Origin of the sequence: Pseudogulbenkiania sp. NH8B, assembly GCF_000283535.1 — a bacterium.
Taxonomy (GTDB): Bacteria; Pseudomonadota; Gammaproteobacteria; order Burkholderiales; family Chromobacteriaceae; genus Pseudogulbenkiania; species Pseudogulbenkiania ferrooxidans.
Genome location: NC_016002.1, coordinates 445,999 through 457,500 on the forward strand (window position 1 = coordinate 445,999; position 11,502 = coordinate 457,500).

The 11,502-nt window shown below is 65.5% G+C and carries 10 protein-coding genes; 6 read left to right on the forward strand and 4 right to left on the reverse strand.

The annotated features are described in order from the left end of the window. Window positions 1-2: 2 nt before the first annotated feature. Both NH8B_RS02080 and NH8B_RS02085 read left to right on the forward strand, forming a co-directional pair. Window positions 3-1,907, forward strand: coding sequence for a polysaccharide biosynthesis protein (locus tag NH8B_RS02080; RefSeq protein ID WP_014085798.1), 1,905 nt, complete (start codon window positions 3-5; stop codon window positions 1,905-1,907). A 40-nt stretch (window positions 1,908-1,947) separates the two neighbouring features. Beyond that, complete coding sequence (locus NH8B_RS02085; RefSeq protein WP_014085799.1) at window positions 1,948-2,556, forward strand: DUF1294 domain-containing protein; 609 nt, start codon at window positions 1,948-1,950, stop codon at window positions 2,554-2,556. A 233-nt stretch (window positions 2,557-2,789) separates the two neighbouring features. Here NH8B_RS02085 and NH8B_RS02090 read toward each other — a convergent pair whose 3' ends face one another. Next, window positions 2,790-4,001 (reverse strand): GGDEF domain-containing protein, encoded by a 1,212-nt coding sequence (locus NH8B_RS02090; RefSeq protein WP_014085800.1) that lies wholly within the window; start codon window positions 3,999-4,001, stop codon window positions 2,790-2,792. A 240-nt stretch (window positions 4,002-4,241) separates the two neighbouring features. Between NH8B_RS02090 and NH8B_RS02095 the strand changes: the two genes are divergently transcribed. After that, entirely contained in the window at window positions 4,242-5,294 is a 1,053-nt protein-coding gene (locus tag NH8B_RS02095; RefSeq protein ID WP_014085802.1) for an NADP(H)-dependent aldo-keto reductase, read from the forward strand. Between the two features lie 64 nt (window positions 5,295-5,358). On the opposite strand, the gene NH8B_RS02100 is transcribed toward NH8B_RS02095, so the two are convergent. Both NH8B_RS02100 and ubiD read right to left on the reverse strand, forming a co-directional pair. Then, window positions 5,359-5,727 (reverse strand): YggL family protein, encoded by a 369-nt coding sequence (locus NH8B_RS02100; RefSeq protein ID WP_008955722.1) that lies wholly within the window; start codon window positions 5,725-5,727, stop codon window positions 5,359-5,361. Between the two features lie 166 nt (window positions 5,728-5,893). Next, window positions 5,894-7,369 (reverse strand): 4-hydroxy-3-polyprenylbenzoate decarboxylase, encoded by a 1,476-nt coding sequence (ubiD, locus tag NH8B_RS02105; protein ID WP_014085803.1) that lies wholly within the window; start codon window positions 7,367-7,369, stop codon window positions 5,894-5,896. Between the two features lie 149 nt (window positions 7,370-7,518). Between ubiD and NH8B_RS02110 the strand changes: the two genes are divergently transcribed. From NH8B_RS02110 to NH8B_RS02120, 3 genes are all read left to right on the forward strand, one after another. Next, window positions 7,519-8,121: an OmpW/AlkL family protein gene (locus NH8B_RS02110; protein WP_008955724.1), complete on the forward strand. Its 603-nt coding sequence runs from the start codon at window positions 7,519-7,521 to the stop codon at window positions 8,119-8,121. A 97-nt stretch (window positions 8,122-8,218) separates the two neighbouring features. Continuing rightward, window positions 8,219-9,274, forward strand: a complete 1,056-nt coding sequence (locus NH8B_RS02115) for a PLP-dependent cysteine synthase family protein (protein ID WP_014085804.1) — start codon at window positions 8,219-8,221, stop codon at window positions 9,272-9,274. 121 nt (window positions 9,275-9,395) lie between these two features. Then, a complete protein-coding gene (locus NH8B_RS02120) occupies window positions 9,396-10,505 on the forward strand; it encodes a VanZ family protein (protein ID WP_014085805.1) in 1,110 nt (369 codons plus the stop codon). On the opposite strand, the gene NH8B_RS02125 is transcribed toward NH8B_RS02120, so the two are convergent. Beyond that, a complete protein-coding gene (locus tag NH8B_RS02125; RefSeq protein ID WP_014085806.1) occupies window positions 10,482-11,114 on the reverse strand; it encodes a pyrimidine 5'-nucleotidase in 633 nt (210 codons plus the stop codon). The genes NH8B_RS02120 and NH8B_RS02125 overlap by 24 nt on opposite strands. Between the last annotated feature and the right edge of the window lie 388 nt (window positions 11,115-11,502).

The following is an 11,502-nucleotide window of genomic DNA, read 5'->3' on the forward strand; positions in this document are numbered from 1 at the left end:
CCATGATCGACAAGCTGCTTTCCTTCTCGCGCCACCACAAGATGGCGCTCCTGATGCTGATGGACGCGCTGTTGCTGCCGCTGGCGCTCTACAGCGCGGTGGTGCTGCGCCTGGGCGGGGTGTGGGACCCCAAGCTCACCCCCTACCTGTGGATCTTCGTGGTGCCGCCGTTGTGGGTGCTCCCGATCTTCATCAAGCTCGGGCTCTACCGCGCCGTGCTGAAGTACCTCGACGACAAGATCGTCTACACCGTGTGCTACGGCGTCAGCCTGGCGGTGCTGGTGCTGGCGGCGGTGATCGTGATGGCGCGCATCGGGCCGTTCCCGCGCTCGTCCATCGTCATCTTCTGGGTGTTCGCCATGGCCTACATCGGCGGCAGCCGCTTCCTGCTGCGCGGCCTGGTGCGGCGCATCGACGCCGTGGACAGCCCGCGCGAGCACGTCATCATTTACGGCGCCGGGCGCGCCGGCATCCAGCTGATGCTGGCCCTGCAGGCCGGGCGCGAGTACCGGCCGATGGCCTTCGTCGACGACAACCCGGCGCTGTGGCGCCACACCTTCCGCGGCCTGGCGGTGCACGCCCCGGCCGAGCTGCCGGCGCTCTTGACCGACACCGAGGCCAAGGCCATCCTGCTGGCCTTGCCGTCGGTGAGCCGCGCGCGCCAGCGCGAGATTCTGGAGAAGCTGGAGTCGCTGCACGTGCCGATCAAGCGCCTGCCCGGCATGGCCGAGCTGGTGTCGGGCGAGGTGCGGGTGGAGGAACTGAAGCGGGTCGACATCGAGGACCTGCTCGGGCGCGACCCGGTGCCGCCGCGCCCGGAACTGCTGGCGCGCAACATCGAGGGGCGCGTGGTGATGGTCACCGGCGCCGGCGGCTCGATCGGCTCCGAGCTGTGCCGCCAGATCGTGCGCCAGCGCCCGGCGCGCCTGATCCTGTTCGAGCTGTCGGAGTTCGCGCTGTACGCCATCGACCAGGAGCTCAAGGCCCTGGCACCGCAGCTGGAATGCCTGCCGCTGCTGGGCTCGGTCACCGACTACGAGCGGCTGTTCCGCGTCATCGACGGCTTCGGCGTGCAGACGGTGTTCCACGCCGCCGCCTACAAGCACGTGCCGCTGGTCGAGCACAACCCGCTCGCCGGCATCCGCAACAACGCCTTCGGCACCGACGTCTGCGCCCAGGCGGCCGAGGACGGCGGGGTCGATACCTTCGTGCTGATCTCGACCGACAAGGCGGTGCGCCCGACCAACGTCATGGGCGCCACCAAGCGCCTGGCCGAGCTGTGCCTGCAGACGCGCCACGCGCGCGGCAGCCGCACGCGCTTCGTCATGGTGCGCTTCGGCAACGTGCTGGGCAGCTCGGGCTCGGTGGTGCCGCTGTTCAAGAAGCAGATCGCCGCCGGCGGCCCGGTCACCGTCACCCACCCCGAGATCACGCGCTACTTCATGACCATCCCCGAGGCGGCGCAGCTGGTGATCCAGGCCGGCGCCATGGGCGAGGGCGGCGACGTGTTCGTGCTCGACATGGGCGAGCCGGTCAAGATCGCCGAACTGGCGCGGCGCATGGTCCACCTCTCCGGGCTCACGGTGAAGGACGAGAGCCGCCCGGACGGCGACATCGAAATCCGCTTCAGCGGGCTGCGCCCCGGCGAGAAGCTGTACGAGGAGCTGCTGATCGGCGACAACGTGCTGCCGACCGACCACCCGCGTATCCTGCGCGCGCAGGAGTACCACCTCGACGAGGACGTGCTGACCGGCCTGCTGCAGCGCCTGCGCGACGCCTGCCTGCGCCACGACGCCGACGCCGCCTTCCTCTTGCTGCAGCAGGCGGTGCACGAGTTCCAGGCCGCCGAGCGCACGCGCGACTGGCTGGCGGAACAGGCTGCCAGCGGCGTGGGGCCGGCGCGCTGACGGCGGACGGCAGATTCGGTTCGACAGACAGGGGGCAGGGATGCGTTTTCAAGGCAGGCTCACGCGCTGGGACGACGCGCGCGGCTTCGGCTTCATCGCCCCCAACGGCGGCGGCGCCGAGGTGTTCGTGCACATCGGCGCTTTCGGCACGGTGCCGCGCCGTCCCGCCGCCCATGATCTGGTCAGCTACCGCCAGGACTACGACGAGCGCCGCCGGCCACGCGCCGTGGAGGCGAAGCTGGTCGGCGTGGCGCCATGCCAGCAAGGGCAGGGGGCCGGCGGACTCGGACTGGTCTGCACGGTGGCGGGCGTGTTCTTCCTCGGGCTGTGGCTGGCGCTTCTGGCCGGCCGGCTGCCGCCCTGGCTGGTGCTGGGCTACGCCGGCCTGAGCCTGGCCAGCTTCGTGCTGTACTGGCACGACAAGACGTCGGCGCAACGCGGCCAGTGGCGCACCCCGGAACGCCAGTTGCACCTGCTGGCCCTGCTCGGCGGCTGGCCCGGCGCGCTGGTCGCCCAGCGTACCTTCCGCCACAAGTCCAGCAAGGCATCGTTCCGTCGCGTCTACTGGCTCACGGTGGGGCTCAACCTCGCCGGCCTGGGCTGGCTGCTGGTGAAGGGGCCGGCACTGGCGGCGTTGTTGCCGGGCTGAGTGGCGCTCGGCAAACCCTGCCGGCGGCGCTCCGCTCGCGTGCGAATCTTTCGACTCGCCCCGCAGGCATGTGCCGTCCTGGGGGTACGGTACGCGGCAGCGCCCCTTGTCGGAACCGTTGCACTGGGGTTTTGTCAGCAACGCTAAAAGGCGTTTACGAATGAAAAAGGTTGGCCGAAGCCGCTGTTGACGGGCTTCGGCCAACCTTTTTGCCGTGGGGACTCCGCCGCGGCTTACACCGGCTGCGTCCGCAGCTCCGACACGTCGACCGGTGCCGCGGCGGGCCGCCCCCCGTCATCCGCCGCGACGACGCGGTCGCGGCCCTGCTGCTTGGCGCGGTACATGCGGGCGTCGGCGATCTCCACCAGCTGCTGCCAGCTTGCCGCCTGGTCCGTTTGGCTCTCGGCCAGCCCTATGCTGGCGGTCAGCGGCGAGCCATCCGGCCGCTGCCCGAGACCGTGCCGGCGCAGTCGCGCCAGCGCCTGTTGTGCCTGCTGGCGGTCGGTTTCCGGCATCAGCAGCAGGAACTCCTCGCCGCCCCAGCGCGTCAGGATGTCGCCGTGGCGCAGCGTGTCGCCGATGGCCTGCGTCAGGCTCTGCAAGGCGCGGTCGCCGGCTTCGTGGCCGTGTTTGTCGTTGATGCTCTTGAAGTGATCGAGGTCGATGAAGGCCACCGACAGCGGACGGCGCGCGCGCTGCGCCAAAGTGAACTGCAGGTCGAGCATTTCCTCGGCGCTGCGGCGCGAGAAGCAGCCGGTGAGGGTGTCGCGCACCGCCTGGTTGACCAGCGCGATCATGAAGGCGAGCTGGCTCATCGACGCCAGCGTCGCCACGGCGCTGATCAGCGTCAGCAGCCAGAACGCGCCGCTGAACGACGGCCAGTCAATCACCTGCCATTGCAGCAGCCAGGCCAGCCCGTCCGCGATCAGGATCGGCGAGGCGAAGGTGGCGCTCTCCAGCAGCGTCAGCGGAAAGATGGCGAAGCCCGCCAGCAGCACGAACGGCAGGAAGGCGTAGCCGGTGCCGATCGCCGCCGACAGCCCCTGCAGGTGGTAACGCGTCAACAGCAGGTGCGAGGCGATGTAGAACAGCGTCGGAATGGCGAACAGCGTCGCCATGGCGCGATAGGCGTGGCGCAGGGTACCGTCGCTGTGGTGGCCGAAGACCAGCCAGGCGAAGGCGACGGTGGCCATCAGGCGCATGCCGGCCAACTTGGCCGCCAGCTCCATCGGCAGCGCCACCACGTCGACCGCGATCCACAGCGGGGTAAGCAGGGCGAACAGCATGGCGAACAGGCGCGCCCGGTTGATGATGATCACGGCGCGGCGCTGCGCCATCAACGGCATGTGCTGCTGCGGGCTGATCAGCCATTCCGTTTCGTGCACGGTCAGTTCGCCGGGGAGCAGTCCCAGCAGGCGTTGCCACAAGGAGAGGGTGAGCTTCATCGTTGGGCACTCCGGGTGGTAAGCCGATCATTCTAGAGTGCCGTATCCGGAATGCTATTTGTCATAGATCAAGCCGGCGGCGATGCCTGCCCGGAACCGGGTGCCGGCGTGGCGTTTTGGCATCAGCCCGGCCGGCCGGTCAGCGCGCATGGCCAGGACGCCGACCGGCCGCGGTTTGCGTCGCCCGCCGCGCGTCGCATAATCGGGCCATCCCCCACCTGACAGCGAAGGATCCTCGCGATGGAATACCGCCCACTCGGCCGCAGCGGCCTCCAGGTCAGCCTCATTGGTCTCGGCACCATGACCTGGGGCGAGCAGAACAGCGAAGCCGACGCCCACGCCCAGCTCGACTTGGCGCTGGAGCACGGCATCAACCTGATCGACGCCGCCGAAATGTACCCGGTGCCGCCCAAGCCCGAGACGCAGGGTCTGACCGAGCGCTACATCGGCAGCTGGCTCGCCAAGGGCGGGCGCCGCGACCGCGTGCTGCTCGCCACCAAGATCGCCGGCCCGGCGCTGCAGCCGCACAACCCGCGCCACATCCGCGGCGACGCCAACCACTTCGACCGCGCCAACCTTATCGCCGCGCTCGACGGCAGCCTCAAGCGCCTGCAGACCGACTACATCGATCTCTACCAGCTGCACTGGCCGGACCGGCATACCAACACCTTCGGCCGCCTGGGCTACCCCTGGCTCGACGGGCCGGACGGCGCGGTCGCCCCGGAAGAGACGCTGGCGGTGCTGGCCGATCTGGTGCGGGCCGGCAAGATCCGCCATGTCGGCCTCTCCAACGAAACGCCGTGGGGCGTGGCGCGCTTCCAGCAGGCCGCCGAGCGCCTCGGCCTGCCACACATGGTCAGCATCCAGAACCCCTACAACCTGCTCAACCGCAGCTACGAGATCGGCCTGGCCGAATTCTCGCATCGCGACGGCATCAGCTTGCTGCCGTACTCGCCGCTCGCCTTCGGCGTCCTCTCCGGCAAATACCTCGACCAGGCCCGCCCGGCCAACGCCCGGCTCACGCTGTTCGACCGCTTCACGCGCTACACCCGGCCGCAGGCGCAGGCAGCGACAGCCGACTACGTGACGCTGGCGCGCCGGCACGGCTTGTTGCCGACGCAGATGGCGCTGGCCTTCGTCAATTCGCGCCCCTTCGTCGCCAGCAACCTGATCGGTGCCACCACGCTGGCGCAGCTGGAAGAGAACATCGCCAGCGCGTCGCTACGGCTCGACGACGAGGTGCTGGCCGGCATCGAGGCGATCCACGAGCGCTACCCCAACCCGGCGCCGTGAGCCGCGGACGTCGAAAAAGCAAAAGCCCGCTGATGCGGGCTTTTGTGCTTGGAGCGGGGCAGGCTCAGGCGGCGTGCCACAGGTCGATCAGCTCGCTCGCTTCCAGCGCCTTCACTTCGCTGCGGGCCTTGAGCCAGCCGGCCAGCTCGCCGCGCAGTTCCTCGCCGATCTTCACCGCGCCCACCGGGAACACCACGCCTTCCAGGTTGCAGCGGCCGTCGAAGTGGCCGCCGAAGCTCACGCCGGCCTCGTCCACGCGCGTCAGCCAGGCGTCGAGCAGGGCATCCTGACCTTCGCTGCTGAGATCGTCGGCCAGGGTGGCGACCAGGTGGAAGCCCAGTTCTTGGTAGTTGCCCACGCGCATCTTCTTGCACTGGCGGTTGTTGAGGCGCTTCAGGCGCTGGGCGGAATTCGGGTTGCGTACATCGCTCATGTCTAGACTCCTGGTATGGGGAAAACCCGGCATGGTAACAGATATAGGGTGCAGGGCTTAGCGGCTGTTCCGGTCGGCTCTCCTGCCGGGAGCGCCGGGGACGGAGGCGCAGACCGTCCCTCCGCTTCCCCGCCGCGCCCGCACTTGCGGCCGAGGCACCACCCGCTTACAGCCCCAGCTCGTCCCACAGCTTATCGACGCGCTGTTTCACCGCCGCGTCCATCACGATCGGCGTGCCCCACTCGCGATGCGTCTCGCCTGGCATCTTGTTGGTGGCATCGAGCCCCATCTTGCCGCCCAGGCCGGAGATCGGGCTGGCGAAGTCGAGGTAGTCGATCGGCGTGTTCTCGATCAGCACCGTGTCGCGCACCGGGTCCATGCGCGTGGTGATGGCCCAGATCACCTCGCGCCAGTCGCGGGTGTTGACGTCGTCGTCCACCACCACGATGAACTTGGTGTACATGAACTGGCGCAGGAAGCTCCAGCAGCCCATCATCACGCGCTTGGCGTGGCCGGGGTACTGCTTCTTGATCGACACCACCGCCATGCGGTACGAGCACCCTTCCGGCGGCAGGTAGAAATCGACGATCTCGGGAAACTGCTTCTGCAGGATCGGCACGAACACCTCGTTCAGCGCCACGCCCAGCACCGCCGGCTCGTCCGGCGGCTTGCCGGTGTAGGTGCTGTGGTAGATCGGGTTCTCGCGCATGGTAATGCGTTCGATGGTGAATACCGGAAAGCGATCCTGCTCGTTGTAATAACCGGTATGGTCGCCGTACGGCCCTTCCAGCGCGGTATCGTCCGGGTAGATATGGCCTTCCAGCACGATCTCGGCACTGGCCGGAACCTGCAGGTCGGAGCCGAGGCATTTCACCAGCTCGGTGCGGCTGCCGCGCAACAGGCCGGCAAACTGGTATTCGGACAGCGTGTCCGGCACCGGCGTCACCGCGCCCAGGATGGTGGCCGGGTCGCAACCCAGCACCACCGCCACCGGGTAGGGCTGGTCCGGATTGGCGGCGCGGAATTCGCGGTAGTCCAGCGCGCCGCCGCGGTGTGCCAGCCAGCGCATGATCACGCGGTTCCTGCCGATCACCTGCTGGCGGTAGATGCCGAGGTTCTGGCGTTTCTTGTTGGGGCCGCGCGTTACCGTCAGCCCCCAGGTGATCAAGGGCGCCACGTCGCCCGGCCAGCAATGCTGGATCGGCAGGCGTCCCAGGTCGACCTCGGCGCCTTCCCAGACGATCTGCTGGCACGGCGCCTTCTTCACTTCCTTCGGCGCCATGTTGAGCACCTGCTTCAACAGCGGCAGCTTGTCCCAGGCATCCTTGAAGCCCTTGGGCGGTTCCGGCTCCTTGAGGTAAGCCAGCGTCTTGCCGATCTCGCGCAATTCGCCGATGTCCTCCGCCCCCATGCCCATCGCCACCCGGCGCGGGGTGCCGAACAGGTTGGCCAGTACCGGGTAGTCGAAGCCGTGGCCATCGCGTACCGGCTGTTCGAACAGCAGCGCCGGGCCGCCGGCCTTCAGCACCCGGTCGCCGATCTCGGTCATCTCCAGATGGGTCGAGACCGGCACGCGGACGCGCTTGAGTTCCCCCTCGCGTTCCAGTTGGGCAATAAAATCGCGCAAATCGACATATTTCATGACGTGACCATGATCTAGCTCAAAAAACCATAATGAAAGTGTGGTTAATCTTCCCTCCGAAGACGTCGCACGCTACTGCCGGTAGGCGGCAAAGTCAACGGCAGCAGATCGGGCGATCAGCAATCCACCAACCATCTTTGGAGAAAACCATGAAAAAGCTTGCTATTGCCGTGATCGCCGGTCTGGTATCGGCCAGTGCCTTTGCCGCCCAAGGAGACATCCTGGCGCGTTTCCGCGTCATCAATATCGCTCCGGATGTGAAGACTTCCGATACTCTGTCGGCCGTCCATGTCGATGTGGACAACCAGACCGTGCCGGAACTCGACTTCACCTACATGATCACCAACAATATCGGTGCCGAACTGATCCTGGCCACCGCGCGTCATGAAGTGACCTCCGATTTGGGTTCGCTGGGCAAGATCAACCACCTGCCGCCGACCCTGACGCTGCAGTACCATTTCAATCCGGAAGGCCAGATCCGCCCCTACGTCGGCGCCGGTATCAACTACACGCGTTTCTATAATAACGACCTTGGCAGCTCGGTCACGGGCAAGGTGTCTGTCGATAAAAACAGCTGGGGCGGTGCCCTGCAGGTCGGCACCGACATTGCCGTCAACAAGGACTGGTTCGTCAACCTGGATGTGAAGAAGATTTACATCAAAACTGATGTAACGAGTGAAAACCTGGGCTCGCTAGGCACCCTGAAGATCAACCCGTGGGTGTTCGGCCTCGGCGTCGGCACCAAGTTCTGATCGCCAGACGGCAAGACGGCAAGGCGCACCGCGTGGTGCGCCTTTTTTGTTGTGGCAACGGTAAAATAACCATTTTATGCCGTTGCGGAATTCCTCCATGTCCAATTGGGTTGCCCAAGCTGTCCGCCAGATCGAGGCGGACTTCCATCGTTCCAGCGATACCCATCTGATTCCGCTGGCCATTCCGGCCCTGCCGCAGATCCAGCTGTATTTCAAGGACGAGTCCACGCATCCCAGCGGCAGCCTGAAGCATCGCCTGGCCCGCTCGCTGTTCCTGTACGGGCTGTGCAACGGCTGGATTCGCCAGGGCACGCCGATCATCGAGGCCTCGAGCGGCAGCACGGCGGTCTCCGAAGCCTACTTTGCCCGTCTGCTCGGCCTGCCGTTCATCGCCGTCATGCCCAAGGGCACCTCGGCCGAGAAGGTCAAGGCGATCGAATTCTACGGCGGAGGCTGTCATCTGGTGGACGATCCGGCCACCATTTACGACGAATCGCGCCGCCTGGCCCATGAGCTTGACGGCCATTACATGGACCAGTTCACCTACGCCGAGCGCGCCACCGACTGGCGCAGCAACAACAATATCGCCGAAACCATCTTCCAGCAGATGGCGCTGGAACCCCATCCTGTCCCGACATGGATCGTCTGCGGCGCCGGTACCGGCGGCACCTCGGCCACCTTCGGCCGTTACGTGCGCTATCAGAAGCTGGCTACCCAGCTGTGCGTGGTCGATCCGGAAAATTCGGTGTTCTACGACAGTTATCAGAGCGGCAACCGTGACTGCCGCTGCGAGGGCGGTTCCGGCGTCGAGGGCATCGGCCGCCCGCGCGTCGAGCCATCGTTCATCCCGACGGTGATCGACCGCATGATCCGCGTGCCCAACGTCGCCAGCTACGCCGCCATCCATTTCCTGCAGGAAGTCCTCGGCCGCCGCTGCGGCGGCTCCACCGGGACCAATTTCTTCGGCGTGTGCGAGCTGGTGACACAGATGGTGGCAGAAGGGCGCAGCGGTTCGGTGGTGACGCTGATCTGCGACGACGGCAACCGCTACCTCAACAGCTATTACGACAACGCATGGCTCGCCGCGGGCGGTTTCGACATCGCGCCGTGGCTGACGCGCTATCGGCGCTTCTTCGAGACGGGGCGCTGGTGAGGGTTGGGAGTAAAGAGCAGATGGAGGGCAAGGTTGGCCGAAGTCCGGCTGGCCGCAGGCAAATGACGAGCGATAATGACGTTATGCATGAACAGACTCGGTTGAGCGAACGGGGCGTCTCATGTTGACACCCATACGCCATGGCGTGCCGCAGCGGGCTCATATCGCCCGCTATCTGGCCCTGCTGCTGTTCGTCGTGATCGTGTTCGCCAGCTTGTACCCGTTCACCGGCTGGAGCTACAGCGGCCGCCCCCTGCTCGAGTTCCTGTTTTATCCGTTGCCGTACTACTTCCGCCTGTTCGACAACCTCGCCAACCTGGTGGTCTACATTCCCTACGGGTTTGGACTGGCGCTATCGTTCCGACCCCGCTGGCTGGGCTGGGTCACGGCGCTGCTGTTGTCGGTGCTGACCAGCTTCACGATGGAGTTCATCCAGCAGTTCCTGCCGGAGCGCGTCGCCTCCAATCTGGACATGCTCTACAACGTCGCGGGTGCCTTCATTGGCGCCACACTGGCGGTCAGCCCGCTGTTTCGCCACGCCTGGCACCATGTCTGGCGCTGGCGCCAGCGCTATTTCGTCGCCAATGAACCCGCCGACTACGCGCTGGCCTTGATGGCGCTCTGGTTCCTCACCCAGCTCAATCCCTCCATCCCGCTGTTCGGCGTCGTGGTCATGCCGCTGGGCCTGCCGCAGCCCTTCATCTCGCCGCTCGACAACCCGGCACTGTTCCTGTTCCTGCTCGAAGCCGGCGGTGCCATGCTGCACCTGACCGCCACACTGCTGTTCGTCACCAGCTTCCTCAGCAAGCGGCGCTATATCGCCCGCAGCGTCACCACCGTCGTCGCGCTGGCCGTCTTCCTCAAGATGCTGGCTGCCGGGATGCTGCTCAAGCCGTTCGCGTTCTTTGAATGGATCAACAGCAACGTGCTGGCAGGCCTGGGGGCCGGGTTCCTGCTGGTGTGGCTGCTCACCCGCTTCGGCCGTGGGGTACAGCTGGTCGTGGCGCTGCTGGCGCTGCTGGCGACGCAAGTGATCTCCGCTCTTTGGCCTCTGTCCGCCAACGAACTCGACATGCTCACGCTGTTTCGCTGGGGCTACGGCCACCTTGCCAATATGAACGCGCTGGTGGAGTTCCTGTCGCGGCTCTGGCCGCTGGCGGCGGCACTCTGCCTGATCGGTGCCCTCTGGAACGTGCGGCACATGCCGTCACTGCAGGCCAAGTCGAAGTAACTCCCCCAACTGGCGTACATGCACATCGACATAGGATGGCCGACGTGCGCTAGGGCTGATCCACACCGTGCGCATCCCCAGGCGCTTGGCCGCCTTCAGATTGGCCAGCGAATCTTCCACCATGATGCATCGGGCCGGGTCCAGGCCTTCGCGCTGCAGCACGGTACGGAACGACCGAGGATGTGGCTTGGGCTGCAGATCCAGCCGCTCCACGCCATAGACGCTGGCGAAGTGCCGCCTGATCCGCATCCTCCTCAGCACCCCCTCTACATAATGCTGTGGTCCGTTGGACAGCAAGATCTTGCGGCCGGGCAAGCGGCGTAGCAGTGCTGCCGTCTGTGCCTGCCAGACCAGCAACGTTTCCAGTTCGCTCATGGGGTGGGTGTCGCGCAGAAAGGTCTGCGGCGCGATGCCATGATGTTGCTCCAGGCCTTTCAGCGTCGCACCGTATTGTCGCCAGTAACGTTGCCGCAGCTCCGCCGCGCTGTCTTCACTCATGCCCAGGTGGCGCATGATGAATTCGGTCATGCAACGATTGATATGTGGAAACACCGCTGCCGAGGCATGGTGCAAGGTGTCGTCCAGATCGAAAATCCAGGTGGGCTTCAAGGTGTTATTCCGTCTCGGTGCAGATTCTGACTAGGAATTATGGACTGATTCGCCGCTTTATCGGGTCGTCGGTGCCGTTTCTGCAGGCTCGTTTCGTCAGTATGGCTGATGCCATGAGTGAAAAGCGCAAACTCTTTCCCAAGTAACTTCCTTGAAAAACAGGTGGTTGAGATTGTAGTGCCGATTTTCCGTGATTTTTCTGCAAAAAGGCATTGACGGGGAGGGGGTCGGGGCGTATAGTTCGCCTCCTCAGCTGACGCAGCGACGGAAACGACGCAGTCAGCCCCGCTCTTTAACAAACAGAATAACCGATAGGTGTGAGTGCTCGGCAAAGCCGACACTTGCACTGCAAGACAGGAAATACCTGATATTTCTTTGATCTTGCGTG